Genomic DNA, 17,194 nt, shown 5'->3' with positions numbered 1-17,194 from the left:
CAAAACTGGCAATATCCGGGCTAAATGGTCTAATGTCGCGTCCATGACGGATACGCGAAGCGTTGGAGACCTCGATAAGCGGGCACTCAAGGCGCTGGCGCGACGTTCCGACCTCAAGGGCCTGCTGCAACTCGCCCAGCACGCCACGGCGCTCGGCGCAACCGGGGTGTTGATCTGGATGGCGCGCGGCACGGTCTACCTGCCGGCCGCGTGGCTGGCGCACGGCCTTTTGCTGATCTTCCTTTTCGCCCCGCTGCATGAGTGCATCCACCGGACAGCGTTCCGGACGCGATGGCTTAACGACGCCGTCGCCTGGCTGTGCGCCGCGCCCTTGCTGTTACCGCCCGCCTATTTCCGCGCCTTCCACTTGGCGCACCACCGCTGGACGCAAGACAGCGCGCGCGACCCCGAGCTGATCAGCGGTAAGCCGCACACGCGCGCACAGTACGCGTGGCACCTGACCGGCCTGCCCTACTGGTGGGAGCGGATCGAAACGACGGCCCGACAGGCGATGGGGCGGGCCTCATCGCCGTTCCTGTCCCCGCGCGACAAGCCCATGGTGATCCGTGAGGCCAGAGTGCTGATTGCCGTCATCGCGCTGGCGGTCGGCGGCAGCGTGTGGCTCGCAAGCGACGCCGTGTTTGTCTACGTCGCGATTCCCGCCCTGCTGGGACAGCCGTTCCTGCGTGCCTACCTGCTGGCGGAGCATACCGGCTGCCCCTTTGTCCCGCAGATGCTGCGCAACAGCCGGACCACGCACACCAGCGCCCTCGTCAGGCGGCTGGCGTGGAACATGCCCTATCACTCCGAGCACCACGCCTATCCGGCAATCCCGTTCCACGCCCTGCCGGACGCACACCGACTGTTGCGGGAACGGATAGAAACGCAGGCGGACGGCTACGTCGCCGTCCACCACAATATCATTTCAGACCTGAAATAATCTGAAAGCCGTATCCAGCGATTAACAGGTCCGTTTAGGGCGCCTTTCCGGACTCATCGCTTTCGGCAAGTTCCGGCACGGCTTCTCGCAAGCGCTCCCCGACCGACCTGTGGGCAGCGCTGCCCTTATCTTCGGCCACCTTATCGGTAGACGCCTTATCAGTGGATGCCTTCCCGGTAGCGGCCTTGCCCTGACCGGCCTTGCCCTGATCAGCCTTGTCGTTTGTCACCGACGATTTCGTCTCGGCGGCGGCCTTCGCCGTCTCCGCCGGGACCTGCTGCTCCAGAAGCTGGATATCGCCGGTGATCTGCCCACCGGCGGCGATCTCCAACTCGGCATAGCGGATCGTGCCCTTGACCCGGCCGGTGGCCGCGATGGTCAGGCGCTGGCGTACCGTCAAGTTGCCGTCGAAGTTCCCGGCAATCACCGCCTCGTCGACCTCGGCCGTGCCCTGATAGTCACCGCCCTCGGCGACCTGGATGGCGCGAGCCGGAAGCGAGGCCTCGACCTGGCCATACACGATCAGGGTGTCGCACGCCGTTATTTCGCCTTTGAAACGAATCCCCTTGCCGACGACGAGCTGTCCCTCGTTCGAGAGGGGATCGGAAACCTCGGACTCGCGCGGCGGAGTAACCGTCTTGTCCTGGCGCTTCACCACGCCGCTGGGATCCACCACGCGCGAGGGGATGCCGGGCACCAGCGGACGCGTCATGCGCGGTCCGGGTGTGCCCCCGCCACCATGATCGGCGGCCCATGCACGTCGAGCGGCTTGCGTCTTCCAATCCACGGCGACCTCCTTCCCGTTGCGAACCGACCGCGACTCGGCGCCACCTTCCGCGGTTCGGCAGCGACGGTAGTCATGACCACAGGGTCCGGGTACGGCAATGCTGTGGCGAATATATGGCGCAAGGCCACACCAGCCACCCCAATATCCTATACGGTCCCGGCCTCCGGCGCCGTCTCGCCATGCCATCGCTCCGCGAGCCGCTCCACAGCCGGGCCAAGCGGCTGCGGATCGATTACCGGCGGTACCTCGGCGCGTATCTCCGCAAGGAGTTCGTCGAGCGCCGGCGCCGGCCCATGGCCATTTGCACGGAAGGCCTGGCTGCAAACCACCGCAAGCGTCGCCACGGCCGATTCCAGTGCCGTCGCCGCCTCCCGATGGCGACGCCAGGCGTGCATCACGGGCACCGCCACATCGTTCTGGCCGAAGCCGCCGCCCTCGCTTCCCGGCAGCAATGTCGTCCGCGCGGCCTGCCGCGCCTGCTCCGCCCAGCCGGCGGCCGCGAAGCCCAGCGTGCCGAGATAGGCTTCCCCCACTTGAAGCTGGTGCGGCAGCAACGAGGTTTTGCCGTCCAGCAGTTTGGTAACATGCCGGTCCGCCAGAAGCGCAAGGTCGGCATAGACCGCCGTCAGTGCGTCGAGTGCCGGATAGGCGCGGGCGTTATGATAGCCGCCGTTGGAGATCACCCTCCCCAGTGGGTGCCCATCGTCCGGCGGCAGGTAGATCGGATTGTCGGTGACAGCGCCCAGACTGGCCTCGGCTACCTCTTCCGCCTGCCGCAGCGCGCGGCGCGCCTGACCCAGCACGCGAGGCAGGATGCGCCAGCTTACGGGTGCCTGATAGGGACGCCGTCCGCCCGGCGCACTCTCCAGCCAGCCGGCCAGCGAGCGAAGCGCCGCCGCCTCGTCAGGATCGTTCCAGAGGACCGTCAGCGCCGAATCATAGGCCTCGAGCGGGGCCTGCAGCGCCTCTATCGACAGCGCGAAAACCCCCTCCAGAAGTGTCTGCCGATGGCGCGCGCCAAGCACGGCGTCGGCCACTAGCGCGGCCGCCGTCGGGCTGCCGTTGATAAGCGCCAGCGCCTCCTTCTCCGCCAGCGGGAACCCCGAGGCGAGCGGCGCGAAAAGGTGCGACAGCGGCTGGATCTCACCAGCGCAGCCGGTGCCGTCCATCGGCACCACCGGCAGCTTCCCGCTGTCGAGCATCGCCGCGACCGCGCGGCCAAGCTCCGGTGTGACGGCGGCGTGTCCCTCGACGAAATTGGCCAAGCGTGCCAGCACGATACCGCGTACGACGCGCCCCGGCAGCGGTCGGCCGAAGCTGGTCATTGGCGCGATCGACGGCTTGCGTGCGTGCGCCCTGCGTTCCTCAAGGGTGAAGCGTTGGTATGCATTCTGGCCATAGCCCGAGGTCACACCGTAGACGACGATATCCGGATCGCTGTCGAGCAAGGCCAGAAAACTCTCGCGCGCCCGGCTCATCCTGCTCTCGGCGTTTTCGTCCAGGCAAATTCCCTCGCCGCGGCGCGTCACGCGCTCGAAGGCGTCGAGGTCTATGTCGCTGCGTCCATGCAGCCTCACGGTCATTCTGGTCCCCCCGATTATCGCAGGCTCGTCCCCGCGGCAGCGCGCTTACGCTTAGAATCCCATCGGCAGCGGCACATGCATTACTTTCGTGTAGTTTTGCATACAACTAATGACAAGCCTCTACTTCCTTCTTGTGAATCCATGACTAGCGTTTTATCGCAGCATTGAGGTTGTGACACTTTTCATCCCGTTCGAATTCTCGCGACTGTCACGACAAAACGGCTTGCGGCAGCGATTTACCTGAGCCACGCTAGAGTTGCCGCGAGGCCTTGGCGACAGCCGCCGCATCGTGGCGTGTAAAGCGCGGACGAGGCATTGCGGCCCAGCCCCAATGGAGTCCACGGCCAGAGTGTTCCCGACGATGCAGAACCAGCAAGTCCCGGCCGCTTCGATGACCGGCACCATCAAGTGGTTCAACACCGAGAAGGGATATGGCTTCGTACGTCCCGACGACGGGTCCTCGGACATCTTCCTTCATATCACGGCGCTGAAGCGTGCCAACCTCGACAATGTGCCAGAAGGTGCGGCGATCACCTTCGAAATGGTTGAGGCACAGAAGGGACGGCAGGTGTCGAAGGTCGTGACCGTCGACCCCAGCACCGCGCCCGCCAAGACGCCGCAAGGCGCGCCTCGCGGCCGTCCGAACGGCGGGTGAAGCATCCCGCCGGCGAACGCCCGGGCCCGGATTCGCGAGACCCTCCGGGCCATTGTCGTGCGGCTGCGGAATGCGCCATCGATAGTGCGCGCGTCTGCGCCGCGAAAACGCCCCCTTTTGCCCTGATTCCGGTGACAAACCCATGCGTTGATTGAGCCAACGGTTTACAGCCACTGGCCCAACTGTTTAGGGGTGCAAGTTCGTCCACGATCGCTCTACCTACGTGCTTAAAGGAGCAGCCATATGATCGATCGAATTAGACGGGTCACCGGCGCTGTCGCGGCGGCGGCGGTGCTTACCTTTACCGCCGTGGGCATCCCCTCGGCCGCGCACGCCCAGCAATCCGAGGGCTCCACCTCGGCACAGGCCGGCGCCCAGGAGTTTAGTGACGCGAAGCTGGACGCCTACGTCGACGCCGTCGTTCAGGTTTCCCAGCTTGTCCAGAAGTGGCAGCCGAAGATTCAGACGGCTCAGCAGCAGCAAGACAAGGAAAAGGCTCGAAGCCTTCAGAAGGAGGCGAATGCGGAGTTGGTCAAGGCGATCCAGGACGCCAAGGGCATTTCCCTGAAAGAGTATAAGGAAATCTCGCTGGCGGCCCGGCAAGACAAGGAACTCTACAACCAACTCAACACGATGGTTCAAGAACGCCGCAACGGCGAATAAGCCGCCCGCGCTCGACAGCGGCCACTTGACCCCGAGGACAAATATCGCTTGCAACGGCGGTCGGATGCCAGCGGATAGCGAACTCCGCCGGTACCGATCGTGCGTTGCATGCGACCGCCACCGTTCCGTCCGCCGAGCCGGCGAGGTGCGCACCGATACTGCCAACAGGCACTGCGCGATTGCAGATACTCCTGCCGGGAACTCACCTGACGCAAGTCCTCGCGCAATCTTGCCGTGATGCCGATCGGCGTTTTCTCGATTGCCGGCGGAACTCGCCATCGTGCCCGCTCCAGGTCGATCAGCACGAGAAAAACTGCGAATCTTTTTAGGCCTATATGACAACTTGAACGTTATTCCATGAGACCGGCCTCTCGCAAGGCAACATAATTTTAACGTTTTTTTACCTCATTGCGCGCAATCTAGGATGTAGCGGCCGGGCATGGAGCCGCGGCCGAAGGGCTTGGATATGCGGCGATATATTGAGACGATAAGGAACGGCATACGTCACACGCGCGCCTGCAGCCTGCGTCTTATCGCAGGCTTTGTGGTGCTGTACGGTCTTGCCGCGAATGCGGCGGCGGACGGCGCACCGTCTCCGGGATCGGTCATCCGTCTTTCCACGCTGAACTGGCCGCCCTACACCAACCGCGATCTGCCGGAGGGCGGCGCGAGCAGCGCCATCGTCAGGGCCATCTTCGCAAAGGCGGGATACCCGGTCGAAATCCGCTTCTGGCCCTGGAACCGTGCGATTGCCAAGGCCAAGTCGGGCGCGCAGGACGTCGTGGCGTACTTTCCCGGTTATCATTGCCATCACGACCCGAATTCAGACTTCATCGCATCCGATCCGATGGGCACCGCGCCGCTTGGGTTTGCCGAGCATGTCATGGCCACCCATGCCTGGGGCGACCTTGACGACCTTGCCCGACTGCGCATCGGCACCGTGGTCGGTTACGCCAACACCAAGAAATTCGATGCCCGTGCGCGAAACGGCGACCTGCGTATCATCAAGTCCCACAACGATAAGGTGAATCTATTAAAGTTATTGCAACGACAGATTGATTATGCCGTAATCGACAAGTACGTGATGCAATACCTGCTGAAGACCGATGCCACGCTGCGCCAGCACCGGGATTCGCTTCGGTTTGATAAGAAAGAACTGGAGTTGAAAGATTTGTACCTCTGCTTCCGCAACGACGAAAAGGGCCGCGCGCTTCGTCGTACTTTCAATCGTGGATTGAAAACTATCGAGGCGGAGGACATGCTGCAAACTTATGTCGAGAAACTGGTGCAGGAATGAGTGGGCGCTTGCAATGCCCGCTAGATAACAAGCTTGCAGCGCGTGCCAGAACGCGGCGCCGTGCATGCGGAGCCGGATTCGGGCGTCGGCCCGAATTGTCGAAGGCCAATTGCTAGGGACTTCCGCGATGCGCTTGCGCCCGCCCAGGATGCGATCGGTCCGCGCCAGTTTCCTGGCGATCAACGTCCCCCTCGTCTTGATGGCGATGATGGCCCTGTTCGGCGTGTTCGAGTACACGGCACACAAGCAGGCCATGGAAGACCTGCACCTGAAACTGCGGCGCATCGCCAGCAATCAGTCGGCGGTGCTTGCCGAATCGGTGTGGAACCTCGACCACGAGCGCGTGAAACTCATCCTGGCCGCGACGGCCGACGATCCCGACATCCGTGGCATCGCCGTCTATGACGACATGGGCAACCTGATCGGCGCGGTCGGCACCTTCGACAAGTCGCGCATGCCCGGCCTTATCGCCGAGCGCGATATCGTCTTCTCCACGCGGGAGCAGGTTGAAGTAATCGGGCGTCTCATTGTCGCATTGACGGATGCACGCGTGACCGCAGGTACCCATCACCGCGTCCTCCTCGCCGGGGCGCTGGCTGTGTTGCTTCTCATGTCGGTCGTCGTCAGTGCCCTGATTGCCAATCGCTGGACCATTGGCATTCCCCTGCAGCGGCTTCTCGATTCCATCGACCGGACCGAAAGCGGCGGCGTGCGCCATCCGGTACAGTGGGACAGCCACGACGAGATCGGCGCCGTGGCCCGGGCGTTCAACCGCATGCAAGCCCGCCAGCAGCGATATGAGACCGAGCTGCGCCAGGCGCGGGACAATCTTGAGCGCCGCGTGGCCGAGCGAACGGCGGAACTGGCGCGGGCGCGCGACGCCGCCGAGGCCGCCAACAAGGCGAAGACCGGCTTCCTGGCGAATATGAGCCATGAGCTTCGAACCCCGCTGAACGCCGTCATCGGCTTCGCCGAGGTACTGGAAGGCGAGGTGCTCGGCCCGATGGCCCAGCCGCGCTACAAGGACTATGCCAAGGACATCGCCGAGAGCGGCCGCCACCTTCTGTCGCTCATCAACGATTTGCTGGACCTCTCGAAAGCGGAGGCCGGCAAGCTGGAGCTCGACGAAGGCGAAGTGGATCTGGCCGAAGCCGTCGAACAAAGTCTTGCGATGGTGCAGCCTCGCGCCGAGGCGGCGGGTGTCAGCCTTCACCGCGGCGTTCCGGAGGAACTGCCCGGCCTTTACGCGGACGAGCGGAAGATCAAGCAGGTCCTGCTGAACCTGCTGACGAACGCGATCAAGTTCACCCCCGCCGGCGGTGAGGTCGGCGCCTTGATCGAGTGGGATGGCACGCATCTCAGGTTTTCCGTGACCGATACAGGCATTGGCATCGCGCGCGAGGACCTGGAAAAGGTCATGCAGCCTTTCGCGCAGGTCGACAGCTCGCTCAACCGGAAATACGAGGGCACCGGCCTCGGGCTGCCGCTGGTGAAATCACTCGTCGAATTGCACGGCGGCGAATTGAACATCCATAGCGAACCGGGACGTGGCACGCGCGTGGTGGTTCAGCTTCCCTTCGAACGCGTGCGACGCCCCGCGACCGCCGCCCGCCAAGCGTCCTGACGTCCCCCGGCCCTGAATTCGTAACGGCCATGTGCTAGGCTCCAAATCATGTTACGCGCATCGATCGTTTTGGGCCTTTGCCTGCTTGCGGCGCCGGCGGCGGCAGCGGAGACGCCGCCTCCCCTCTTCACGCATACGGACGACGGCCCAGTCCGTGTGATGCACGGCGATAGCAAAGAGAAACTGCCGCTGGAGTCCGCATCGCCCGCCGTCCGGGATTTCGTCGGCCGCGCCAACTCGCTTCTGAACAAGGAGGGCATGGCCGAAAGCGCGGCACTGTTATCCGCCATCGAGGAGGGCCGCAGGCTGCAGGAGGAGCTGGACACGAAGCTCGTCGGCACGCTCTACCTGGAAGAAGCCGTCCGCCGGCTGAAACAATCGCGCCTGGGACAGGTCCCCGTGAGCAGCACGAACGTTGTTGCCGCCGCCCGGGAACAGTATCCGGATCGCCTGGACAAATCGCTCTACGTGCGCCAGGGCGTCGACGATCTCGGTGTCGATTACGCGACCTTCGCCGCCTGCCTGGAACTGGCGGAGTTCCCCTCCGACTCGGGCCCGCGCGAGGTTCACGTCGAGGCGGGCGGCGCCATCTGGACCCGCACGAACGGCCAGCCGCTTGCTTTCGACATCGTCACCTACGGGGAGAACAGGCTGCTTGTCCGGTCGGTGGTGATCGGAGCGACGCGCAGCCTCGGCTTCAAGGACAAGCTGAAGATTGCCCGTCTCGTCCTCGATTTCTGCATCTAGGCTGGCGCGGAACTTGAGAAGTCGATCAAGCGCGTTGCCGCCCCTCATGCTGGCGAGTCCATCCGAGGGCTGCTAAACCCCGTCCGTCATGGACATCACGCTTGCAATGGATGGGACCGGCCTGCTGCTCCTCGCAGCGGCCATGCTGGCGGCCGGCTTACTGGCGGGTTTCGTTGCCGGCCTGCTTGGTGTCGGCGGCGGTATCGTCGTCGTGCCCGTGCTGTTCCAGGCCTTTACCATGCTGGACGTCGACCCGGCGGTGCGGATGCATCTGGCCGTGGGTACATCGCTTGCCACCATTATTCCGACCGGGCTGCGTTCGGCCCGCGCGCATCAAAGGCGCGGCGCCGTCGACATGGAGCTTTTGCGCGCCTGGGGCGTGCCCGTCCTCCTCGGTGTCCTCCTGGGCAGCGCACTTTCCAGTGTGGTGGGCGGCGACGTTCTCAGCGGCGTCTTCGCGGTGGTCGCCCTCGTCGTTGCCGTACAGATGGCGGTGTTCGGTCCGCAGGCCAAGCTGGCCGACCAGCTCCCGGGGCAGCCGGCGAAGTCGCTGATGGCCGGCGTCATCGGCACGATCTCGGCCATGATGGGGATTGGTGGCGGCACGCTCTCCGTACCAATCCTCAGCCTCTTCAACTACCCGATCCGTTATGCGGTGGGCACGGCCTCCGCCATCGGCCTGATCATCGCGGTGCCGGGGACCGCCGGGTTCGTGATCGCCGGCTGGGGCGCGGCGGGTCTGCCGCCACTCTCGGTCGGGTACGTCAACCTGCTGGCATTTGCCGTCATCGTGCCGACGACCATCCTGACCGCGCCATTGGGCGCGAAGGCGGCGCACACCATCCCGCAGCGCGCCCTGCGCCTGTCCTTCGCGGCATTCCTTTTCATCACCTCGCTCCGGATGTTCTACGGCATCGCCGCGTCCTGACCCGGAGACTGCTGCCTGCCCCTTCCATGGCTCCGTCACGCGTCTGCCTGGAATGAAGCGCTGCTCTACGCTTATAAGGCTTGGTGTAATTGCACATGCATGTTTGATGGTGCGTAAATTACAACGCTTCATTTCTTATTGAACTATGAGCAGACATAACTCACCGTACTGGGAACGCGAGAGCGACAACCCGTACGAGCCAGGATGGACAACTTCGGCGCCGCCTTCGAAACAGCCTTCGCGCTGATCCTCCAACTCGATTCCGAGTTGGTGGAGATCGTTGCGTTGTCTCTGCAGGTCAGCCTGCTGGCGGTGGCGTGCTCGGCGTTGATCGGGCTTCCGGCTGGTGCCGTGCTGGCGGTCGTCCGCTTTCCCGGCCGGCAGGGCGTGATCGTGCTTCTGAATGCACTGATGGGCCTGCCGCCGGTGGTGGCGGGGCTCGTCATCTATCTGCTGCTTTCGCGGGCCGGGCCGCTTGGCGAGTACGGGCTTCTGTTCACGCCGACCGCGATGGTGATCGCGCAGACCGTCCTGGTCACGCCCATCGTCGCCGCCCTGACGCGGCAGACCATCGAGGACCTGCACAGCGAGTACGACGAGCAGCTTCGCTCCCTGGGCGTGCGGCGGACACAGTCGATCTGGACGCTGCTGTGGGACGGCCGCTACAGCCTGTTCACCGGGCTGCTCGCCGGTTTCGGGCGGGCCATCGCGGAGGTCGGCGCCGTCATCATTGTCGGCGGCAACATCAACCATGTCACGCGGGTGATGACGACCACCATCGCGCTGGAGACCTCCAAGGGCAACCTGGAGCTGGCCTTGGCGCTGGGCATCATCCTGATTTCGCTGGCCATCCTGGTGAATGCCGCCGTGATGAGCCTGCGCGGCGTCACCGCGCGGGCGAACTGGTGAGGGTGCCGGCCATGCCGTTCGACGCGAGCCCGAGGACGCGCCTCACCGACCGCCCCTCCGTCCTGCCCCTGCGGCTCGACGCGGTGGCTTTGGAGGCCGGCAGGCACACCCTGATCGATAGCCTGAACCTGGAACTGGATCGCGGCCCCCGGACGATCATCATCGGTCCCAACGGTGCGGGCAAAAGCCTGACACTTCGCCTGATGCACGGCCTCATCAAGCCCACGCGGGGAGCGGTCACCTGGGCGGGCGCCGCACCGGGCCGGCGCAGGCGCATGCGTCAGGCGATGGTATTCCAGCAGCCGGTGCTTCTGCGCCGGTCGGTTGCCGCCAACGTGCGCTACGTCCTGCGCGTGCATGGCGTGGCGAGGGCCGAGCGCGCCGCCCGCGTGGCCGATGCCTTGGAGCGGGCGGGCCTCGCCCATCTGGCAAGACGTTCGGCGCGCGTGCTTTCCGGGGGAGAGCAGCAACGCCTCGCCATCGCGCGTGCCCACGCAATCCAGCCCGAGGTGCTGTTTCTCGACGAGCCGACATCCAACCTGGACCCGGCGGCGGCCCTGGCCGTCGAGCGGATGATCGACGAGATCCACGCCGCCGGAACAAAGATCGTCATGACGACGCACGACATGGGCCAGGCCCGCAGGCTGGCCGACGAGATCGTTTTCATGCACCGCGGCCGCCTGATCGAGCGCACGCCGGCAGCGGCGTTCTTCGCCGATCCGCAAACCCAGGCCGCCCGGGACTTCGTGGCCGGGCAACTGCTGGTCTGAAGGAATCGAAGAGGAGGGTTCTCCCGATGGCTTCGAGGCTTTTCCGTCGCCTGACCTTCATTGCCGCGCTTGCGTTCGCGGCGCTCGGCGCCATCGCCGCCGGACCGGCACAGGCGCAGGACGGGAACTTCATCATCGTCCAGTCGACGACCTCGACAGAAGCCTCCGGCCTGTTCGAGCACCTGCTTCCGAAGTTCGAGAACATGACGGACATCGACGTCCGCGTCGTCGCGGTCGGCACCGGCCAGGCGATTCGTAATGCCCGCAACGGCGACGGCGACGTGCTGTTCGTCCACCACACGCCGTCGGAGTTCCAGTTCGTGGCCGAGGGCTTCGGCGTGCGGCGCTTCGACGTGATGTACAACGACTTCATCATCGTCGGCCCGAAGGACGATCCGGCCAGTATCTCGGGGATGGAGGATGTCACGGCGGCGCTCACCAGGATCGGCGAAAGCGAGGCGGCTTTTGCCTCTCGCGGCGACGACAGCGGCACCAACAAGAAGGAACTGGGCCTCTGGGCGAAGACCGACGTGAACCCGCGGGCCGCCAGCGGTAGCTGGTATCGCGAGACGGGCGCCGGCATGGGCGCGACACTGAACACCGCTGTCTCGATGGGCGCATACACCATGAGCGACCGGGCCACCTGGCTGAACTTCCAGAACAAGGGCGACTTCGAGATTCTGGTTGAGGGCGACCGCCGGTTGTTCAACCAGTATGGCGTCATCCTGGTGAACCCTGAGAAGTACCCGCATGTGAAGAAGCAGAAGGGCCAGGCCTTCATCGACTGGCTGGTCTCCGCCGCCGGTCAGGCCGCCATCGCCGACTACCGGATCAAGGGGCAGCAAGCTTTCTTCCCAAATGCGCGGTAAGTCCGCCAGGCCCCCTCGCCTGCAATGATACGGTGAAGAGCTGGGCGAGCACGCCAACCGCCTATCGGCCGAGCGTGAGGCCCGGCACCGCCGTGCGCCGCTCGACGATGTGAAGGATCTGGGCGACCGTCGCCGTCAGCACGAAATAGACGGCGGCGACGATCAGGAAAATCTCGAAGAAGCGGAAGGTCTTGAAGCCGATGGTCTCGGCTCGGGCCGTAATCTCGGTGACGCCGATGGCGAAGGCGATGGAGGTGAATTTAAGTTCCAGGATCGCCTCGTTCGACCACTGCGGGATCACGCGGCGAAGCGCCTGCGGCAGCACGATGAAGATCAGCCCTTGCAGGTCGCTCATCCCCATGGCACGCGCGGCAGTCATCTGCCCCTGCGGGATGGACTGGATGGCGCCGCGGAAATACTCGGCCTGATAGGCGGAGGTGTTGAGGCCGATGGCGATCACTGCCGCCGTGAAGGGATCGAACGTCAGCCCCACCTCCGGCAGCCCCAGGTAGATGAACAGCATCTGCACCAGCATGGGCGTGCCGCGAAAGATCTCGATATACCCGGTCGACGCCCAATACGCCGGCTTCTTGCCGTAGATCCGGCACCACGCCAGCACCAGGCCGAAGAAGAAGCCGAAGGTGATCGCCAGTATCCACAGTGCCAGCGTCGTCGGGACGCCCGCCAGGATGTAGGGCAGATGCTCCGCGGCGAAATCCAGGAAGTCGCTCACGCCCCCTCCCCGGCGGCCGCGGCGTCGCCCACCTGATCCCCGATCATGCGCAGGAAGCGGCGCGTGCGCTCGTGCTGCGGCGCGTCGAAAAGCTGCGCCGGCGGCCCCTGCTCAAGGATGTGGCCGCCGTCCATGAACACGATCTCGTCGGCGGCCGAACGGGCGAAGCCGATCTCGTGGCTGACCACCAGCATGGTCATGCCCTCCGAGGCCAGCCGCTTCATGACGTTCACCACCTCCCCCGTCAGTTCGGGGTCCAGGGCGGAGGTCGGCTCGTCGAACAGGATAACCTTGGGCTCCATCGCCAGCGCGCGGGCGATGGAAACGCGCTGCTGCTGGCCGCCGGAGAGTTCGGCCGGATAAGCGCGCACCTTGTCGGCCAGTCCCACCCGCTCCAGCTCGCGCATGGCGCGGTCCCTGGCCTCGGTCTTCGACAGCCCCAGGATGCGGCGCGGCCCGATGGTGATGTTGTCGATGACGCGCAGATGCGTGAACAGGTTGAAGTCCTGGAACACGAAGGCAACCTGCTGGCGGATCCGATTGAGGTTGCGCGGCACCACCTCTTCGCCGTCAAGGCGAACCGTCCCGGCATCCGGCGGCGTCAGGTAGTTGATGCAGCGCAGCAGCGTCGACTTGCCAGTGCCGGACGGGCCCATCACCACCTTCGCCTGCCCGCGCTCAAGCTGCAGCGAGACGCCTTTCAGCACCTCGAACTGGCCGTATTTCTTGCGGATGCCCTCGACTTCCAAGAGCGCGCTCAAGCGGCCCTCCTTTCGAATCCGGGCACGGTGATCCGGCCCTCGAACTTGTAGAGCGCCCAGTTCCCCAGGCGGTTCACCACGAAATACATCAGCGCCACCACGCCGAAGACGATCAGCACGTTACCCTGCGTACTTGAGACGATGTACTTGCCCTGCCGCGTCAGTTCGACCACGCCGATGACATAGGCCAGCGACGTCGCCTTCAATTCAGAGGAGAACTCGTTCGTCCAGGGTCCGATGGCATGGCGCAGCGCCTGCGGCAGGATGATCCAGCCGACCGCGCGCGCCCTGCCCATCCCCATCGCCTGCGCGGCCATCATCTGGCCCTGCGGCACCGACTGGATGGCGCCACGGAAGATCTGCGACTGATAGGCGGTGGAGCGCAGGCCCAGCGCCAGCACCGCGGCCATGAAGGACGACATCTCGATGAAGTCGGTGACGCCGTAATAGAACAACAGCAGCAGCACGACCGCCGGCACGCCGCGAAAGACGCGCTCGAACAGGATGCCCGTCCAGCGCAGCGTCCAGTGGCCGTAGATCTCGATAAGCGCGAGTGCCAGGCCCAGCACCAGGCCGAGCGACAGCAGCGCCGCGAGAAGCTGCAGGGCGATCCAGAGGCCGTGCAGCAGGTACGGCATCTGATTCCAGATAATCTCCCAGATCATCGGCGGAAATCACCCCGCAGCTTGCAATTGCGCGTTTCGCGGCAGCCTTATTCCGAGTAGCCCGGAATCGGCTTCTTATAGGAATCGACGTAGTCCGGCATCGTCGTTGGAATAATCCGGATCGACGCCTGCGGCTGGTACTTGTGGACGATCTGCTCCCACTGGCCGGACTTGTAGATGTTCATGATGCCAGCGTTCAGCTTGCCCAGCAGTTCGTTCGGATCGCCCTCCTGGACGGCCAGCGCCTGCGGCTGGTTCTGCTGGATGGTGCCGACGATCTTCACCGGCTGGCCCTTGGAGATCAGTGTCTCGGCCGTGTCGGTGCTGGTGACGACGGAATCGATGCGGCCGGTGTTCATGTCCTCCACCGCCGTCACGTAATCTTCATAGCCGCGCAGCTCGACGCCGGTGTCGGCCTCGACCAGGTTCGCCTCGATCCAGCCGAACTGAGTGGAGCCGCCCTGCGCGCCCACCGTGGCGCCGCAGCACAGCGCGGTGACGACATTGAGGTCGGAATCCGCGCTGACCAGTACCTCGTCGTCGTTTTCCCACCAGGGGATAGAGAAATCCAGGACCTCCGCGCGCTCCTTCGTCACGTTGAGGCCGGTCACCAGCAAATCGATCTTGCCCTTGGCCAGCGCCGGGATCAGCGACGGCCACGGCAGATCCTTGAATTCGACGTCCAGGCCCTGGTCCTCGGCGATGGCGCGCATCGCGTCGATGGCGATGCCCTTGTACTCACCCTCCTCGACGTAGGCCCAAGGCGGGAAGGCCGCCTCAACCCCGGCGGTGAGCGTCTCGGCCGACGCGCTCGACGCGCCCAGCATTCCGGCGGCACATACCGCCCCCATGACAAATTTCCGCATGCGACGAACCCCCTGTTCTGAATGGGTCGAATACTGCCGGTTTGTATTGGCAGTCGGACGAGCCTAACGACCGGTCGCCACATCAGGCAACAGTGTTGCTTCGATTCGCGCAAGGGGTGCATTCATCTTTCCGGGAAGGTCCGCTATACGCAAATTGCAGACAGTTCGACTGTCACGCGGCGCAAGCGCCGCGCTATTCTCGGCTTGATAGCAGTTGGTACGGCAGGAGAACCGCTTCAGCGCACCACCATACAGTGGCAGGGTGCGGCGTGGCTGACCTTGTAGGAGACGCTACCGACGACGAGGCGCTCGACCTGGCTGAGGCCACGTGTGCCCATGGCGATCAGGTCGACGTTGCGGTCCTTCGCCAGTTCCAGGATTGCCTTGCTGGCGTTGCCGTCGACGATCTCGGTCTGAACGTCCTGGGCGCCTTCCGCCTCTGCCTTTTCCTTGGCGCGTTCCAGGATCTGCTCGCCCACCTCGCGCAGCGCGTCGTCGGACAGGCTGGAGGACAGCATGTCGGTCAGCGCCATCCGCCGCTCGCCCAGGTGCAGCGCGGCGCGGGTGCTTTCGCTCAGTTTGTCGGGATCGACACTCTCGCGCAGCTTGTCCAGGTTGGCGTGGCGCAGCAGAGAGTGCACCAGCGTCATCTTGGCGCCGAACTTGGCCGCGATGTCTCCTGCGAAGGTCACGGCCTTCTCCGCGTGGTCCGAGCCGTCGGTGGGAACCAGGATATGGCTCACGCCCTCGAACCCCGGCCGGTCCTCGCTCTGATGCACGGTGATGGCGGTACACGGCGCATAGTGGACGACGGCGTGGGAGGCGCTGCCCAGCACGAAGTTCGCCCATTCCCCGTGCCCGCGTGAGCCCATGACGATCAGGTCGGCGGACAGCCGGCGCGCGTGCTGCAGGATGCGCTCGCTGCTGGCGCCGAAGTCGTTGATAGTCTCCACCCGGCTCGCACCCTGCTCCTCGGCCCGGGCCTTCGCCTCGTCCAGTAGCATACGGCCGGCAAATTCCTCGATCTGATGCTCGGGCGCCCACTCCGGATGATCGCTGGTCCAGTCACCCGACTTCCCGGCCGCCTCGAACCCTTGCTTTGCCCGGCCGAACAGGTCCCCCGGCAAGTCGCTGCCGAAGACGACGTGCAGCAACACCAGCCGCGCATCGTACTTCCCGGCGACAGCTGCTCCCAGATCCACGGCCGCCCGCGCGTGCGCCGAACCGTCCGTGGCAACCAGAACCGTCCCAATCATGCCGAAGCCTCCCAGGGCCGTTGATCATGCCGTTATGGCGTTTCCAACAGTCCTATCGGAGGTCGCGCGCGGGTTCGTTGATTGAGGTCAAGGGGTGGGACAGTAATGGGACAAGGCGTGTGGATCAGCGTTCAAAAGAGGCGGTGCTATTCGAGGCTGCCTCTCACTGGCACGGCGCGATTTAGGCGCTGTCATGGGAATCGTTGCCGGCCGATGTGGTGCGGGGTAGCGTCGAGCATGACCAGCCCGTTTCGCTACTTCAAAACCTCGCCGGAGGTGATCCGCTCTGCGGTGCTGATGTACGTCCGCTATCCGCTTTCCCTACGCAGCGTCGAGGACCTGCTGTTCGAGCGCGGCATCGACGTGACCTACGAGACGGTGCGGCAGTGGTGGAACCGCTTCGGGCTGATCTTCGCCGTCGAGATCCGCCGCCGACGGGCAGCCAGCCACCGCACCTACATCCAATGGCGCTGGCACCTGGACGAGGTGTTCGTGCGGATCAACGGCGAGACGTGCTTTCTCTGGCGGGCGGTCGACCACGAGGGCGAGATGCTGGAGGTCTTTGTGACTAAGCGCCGGGACCGCAAGGCGGCCAAGGCGTTCCTGAAACGCGCCATGAAGCGCTATGGCCGGCCGCGGACGATCGTCACGGATCGCCTGCGCCCGTATCGCGCGGGGATGCGCGAGATCGGCAACGCCAGCCGCCAGGACTGCGGGCGCTGGCGCAACAACCGCGCCGAAAACGCCCACCAGCCGCTGCGAAGACGCGAACATGCGATGATCCGGTTTCGAAGGCCGGCCACCCTCCAGAAATTCGCCGCCGTTCACGCCGCCGTCCACAACCATTTCAACCACGACCGCTACCTGACCAGCCGGACGATTTTCAAGGAAAGCCGCTCAGCTGCCCTCGCTGAATGGCAGCAGCTTGCCGCCTGAAGCCGGGCGCGAACCTGCCATTCACGGAGCCGTTCGCATCGCCCTGACAGCACCGGTCGACACGGTGCTCGCGACCGCAGTGCCCCATAATGACCGCGCGGCGATCGCCGCCAGTGTCGCCTTTGTCGGCATGCTTGGAAGGACAACGGCCTCCGACGACGGGAAGGTTCATAATCTCACGATGCGGGCACAAAGACGGTTCATG

18 protein-coding genes are annotated in these 17,194 nt (G+C 64.6%); 11 read left to right on the top strand and 7 right to left on the bottom strand.

Going from position 1 to position 17,194, the window contains the following annotated elements; all coding sequences use genetic code 11:
- Positions 1-43 precede the first annotated feature (43 nt).
- Positions 44-940 (top strand): fatty acid desaturase, encoded by an 897-nt coding sequence (locus tag DRB17_RS01430; protein WP_114580369.1) that lies wholly within the window; start codon positions 44-46, stop codon positions 938-940.
- Positions 941-974: 34 nt separating this feature from the next.
- Here the strand turns inward: DRB17_RS01430 and DRB17_RS01425 are convergent, their stop codons facing one another.
- Entirely contained in the window at positions 975-1,652 is a 678-nt protein-coding gene (locus tag DRB17_RS01425; RefSeq protein WP_161958665.1) for a bactofilin family protein, read from the bottom strand.
- Between the two features lie 221 nt (positions 1,653-1,873).
- On the bottom strand, positions 1,874-3,310 hold the full coding sequence (locus tag DRB17_RS01420) for an aromatic amino acid lyase (protein ID WP_114580367.1): 1,437 nt from the start codon (positions 3,308-3,310) through the stop codon (positions 1,874-1,876).
- Between the two features lie 361 nt (positions 3,311-3,671).
- Between DRB17_RS01420 and DRB17_RS01415 the strand changes: the two genes are divergently transcribed.
- The 9 genes from DRB17_RS01415 to DRB17_RS01375 all read left to right on the top strand — a co-directional run bounded on the left by DRB17_RS01415 (position 3,672) and on the right by DRB17_RS01375 (position 11,772).
- Positions 3,672-3,965: a cold-shock protein gene (locus DRB17_RS01415; protein WP_161958664.1), complete on the top strand. Its 294-nt coding sequence runs from the start codon at positions 3,672-3,674 to the stop codon at positions 3,963-3,965.
- Between the two features lie 243 nt (positions 3,966-4,208).
- The gene (locus tag DRB17_RS01410; protein WP_114580365.1) at positions 4,209-4,628 is read left to right on the top strand and encodes a DUF4168 domain-containing protein; all 420 of its coding nucleotides are present in this window, start codon (positions 4,209-4,211) and stop codon (positions 4,626-4,628) included.
- Between the two features lie 439 nt (positions 4,629-5,067).
- Positions 5,068-5,925 (top strand): substrate-binding periplasmic protein, encoded by an 858-nt coding sequence (locus DRB17_RS01405; protein ID WP_114580364.1) that lies wholly within the window; start codon positions 5,068-5,070, stop codon positions 5,923-5,925.
- A 148-nt stretch (positions 5,926-6,073) separates the two neighbouring features.
- Entirely contained in the window at positions 6,074-7,549 is a 1,476-nt protein-coding gene (locus DRB17_RS01400; RefSeq protein ID WP_161958663.1) for a sensor histidine kinase, read from the top strand.
- 48 nt (positions 7,550-7,597) lie between these two features.
- Positions 7,598-8,296, top strand: a complete 699-nt coding sequence (locus tag DRB17_RS01395) for a hypothetical protein (protein ID WP_114580362.1) — start codon at positions 7,598-7,600, stop codon at positions 8,294-8,296.
- 106 nt (positions 8,297-8,402) lie between these two features.
- The gene (locus DRB17_RS01390) at positions 8,403-9,224 is read left to right on the top strand and encodes a sulfite exporter TauE/SafE family protein (protein WP_241503707.1); all 822 of its coding nucleotides are present in this window, start codon (positions 8,403-8,405) and stop codon (positions 9,222-9,224) included.
- A 204-nt stretch (positions 9,225-9,428) separates the two neighbouring features.
- Entirely contained in the window at positions 9,429-10,133 is a 705-nt protein-coding gene (locus DRB17_RS01385) for an ABC transporter permease (protein ID WP_114580360.1), read from the top strand.
- Between the two features lie 11 nt (positions 10,134-10,144).
- Positions 10,145-10,903: an ATP-binding cassette domain-containing protein gene (locus DRB17_RS01380; RefSeq protein ID WP_114580470.1), complete on the top strand. Its 759-nt coding sequence runs from the start codon at positions 10,145-10,147 to the stop codon at positions 10,901-10,903.
- Between the two features lie 26 nt (positions 10,904-10,929).
- Entirely contained in the window at positions 10,930-11,772 is an 843-nt protein-coding gene (locus DRB17_RS01375) for an ABC transporter substrate-binding protein (protein ID WP_114580359.1), read from the top strand.
- Between the two features lie 61 nt (positions 11,773-11,833).
- Here the strand turns inward: DRB17_RS01375 and DRB17_RS01370 are convergent, their stop codons facing one another.
- From DRB17_RS01370 to DRB17_RS01350, 5 genes are all read right to left on the bottom strand, one after another.
- Positions 11,834-12,505 carry an amino acid ABC transporter permease gene (locus tag DRB17_RS01370; RefSeq protein ID WP_114580358.1) on the bottom strand — a complete coding sequence of 224 codons (672 nt, stop codon included), beginning with the start codon at positions 12,503-12,505 and terminating at the stop codon, positions 11,834-11,836.
- The gene (locus tag DRB17_RS01365; protein ID WP_114580357.1) at positions 12,502-13,266 is read right to left on the bottom strand and encodes an amino acid ABC transporter ATP-binding protein; all 765 of its coding nucleotides are present in this window, start codon (positions 13,264-13,266) and stop codon (positions 12,502-12,504) included. Before DRB17_RS01365 ends, DRB17_RS01370 begins: the two co-directional genes overlap by 4 nt.
- Complete coding sequence (locus DRB17_RS01360) at positions 13,263-13,931, bottom strand: amino acid ABC transporter permease (protein WP_114580356.1); 669 nt, start codon at positions 13,929-13,931, stop codon at positions 13,263-13,265. The genes DRB17_RS01365 and DRB17_RS01360 overlap by 4 nt, the downstream gene beginning before the upstream one ends.
- Positions 13,932-13,978: 47 nt before the next feature.
- Positions 13,979-14,797 carry an ABC transporter substrate-binding protein gene (locus tag DRB17_RS01355; RefSeq protein WP_114580355.1) on the bottom strand — a complete coding sequence of 273 codons (819 nt, stop codon included), beginning with the start codon at positions 14,795-14,797 and terminating at the stop codon, positions 13,979-13,981.
- Positions 14,798-15,033: 236 nt separating this feature from the next.
- A complete protein-coding gene (locus DRB17_RS01350) occupies positions 15,034-16,053 on the bottom strand; it encodes a universal stress protein (RefSeq protein WP_114580354.1) in 1,020 nt (339 codons plus the stop codon).
- 237 nt (positions 16,054-16,290) lie between these two features.
- On the opposite strand from DRB17_RS01350, the gene DRB17_RS01345 reads away from it, so the two are divergent.
- The gene (locus tag DRB17_RS01345) at positions 16,291-16,989 is read left to right on the top strand and encodes an IS6 family transposase (protein WP_114580353.1); all 699 of its coding nucleotides are present in this window, start codon (positions 16,291-16,293) and stop codon (positions 16,987-16,989) included.
- Positions 16,990-17,194 lie beyond the last annotated feature (205 nt).

Source organism: Ferruginivarius sediminum, assembly GCF_003344765.1.
Lineage (GTDB): Bacteria > Pseudomonadota > Alphaproteobacteria > Kiloniellales > Rhodovibrionaceae > Ferruginivarius > Ferruginivarius sediminum.
Note: the sequence above shows the minus strand (reverse complement) of the source record. Positions and strands in the feature narration are given on the sequence as shown.

Coding starts and splice junctions, on each gene's coding strand:
- DRB17_RS01415 (WP_161958664.1), top strand. CDS start 3,672: ATGCAGAACCAGCAAGTCCCGGCCGCTTCGATGACCGGCACCATCAAG.
- DRB17_RS01360 (WP_114580356.1), bottom strand. CDS start 13,931: ATGATCTGGGAGATTATCTGGAATCAGATGCCGTACCTGCTGCACGGC.
- DRB17_RS01430 (WP_114580369.1), top strand. CDS start 44: ATGACGGATACGCGAAGCGTTGGAGACCTCGATAAGCGGGCACTCAAG.
- DRB17_RS01420 (WP_114580367.1), bottom strand. CDS start 3,310: ATGACCGTGAGGCTGCATGGACGCAGCGACATAGACCTCGACGCCTTC.
- DRB17_RS01385 (WP_114580360.1), top strand. CDS start 9,429: ATGGACAACTTCGGCGCCGCCTTCGAAACAGCCTTCGCGCTGATCCTC.
- DRB17_RS01425 (WP_161958665.1), bottom strand. CDS start 1,652: ATGACGCGTCCGCTGGTGCCCGGCATCCCCTCGCGCGTGGTGGATCCC.
- DRB17_RS01405 (WP_114580364.1), top strand. CDS start 5,068: ATGGAGCCGCGGCCGAAGGGCTTGGATATGCGGCGATATATTGAGACG.
- DRB17_RS01345 (WP_114580353.1), top strand. CDS start 16,291: ATGACCAGCCCGTTTCGCTACTTCAAAACCTCGCCGGAGGTGATCCGC.
- DRB17_RS01375 (WP_114580359.1), top strand. CDS start 10,930: ATGGCTTCGAGGCTTTTCCGTCGCCTGACCTTCATTGCCGCGCTTGCG.
- DRB17_RS01380 (WP_114580470.1), top strand. CDS start 10,145: ATGCCGTTCGACGCGAGCCCGAGGACGCGCCTCACCGACCGCCCCTCC.
- DRB17_RS01355 (WP_114580355.1), bottom strand. CDS start 14,797: ATGCGGAAATTTGTCATGGGGGCGGTATGTGCCGCCGGAATGCTGGGC.
- DRB17_RS01350 (WP_114580354.1), bottom strand. CDS start 16,053: ATGATTGGGACGGTTCTGGTTGCCACGGACGGTTCGGCGCACGCGCGG.
- DRB17_RS01410 (WP_114580365.1), top strand. CDS start 4,209: ATGATCGATCGAATTAGACGGGTCACCGGCGCTGTCGCGGCGGCGGCG.
- DRB17_RS01395 (WP_114580362.1), top strand. CDS start 7,598: ATGTTACGCGCATCGATCGTTTTGGGCCTTTGCCTGCTTGCGGCGCCG.
- DRB17_RS01390 (WP_241503707.1), top strand. CDS start 8,403: ATGGATGGGACCGGCCTGCTGCTCCTCGCAGCGGCCATGCTGGCGGCC.
- DRB17_RS01400 (WP_161958663.1), top strand. CDS start 6,074: ATGCGATCGGTCCGCGCCAGTTTCCTGGCGATCAACGTCCCCCTCGTC.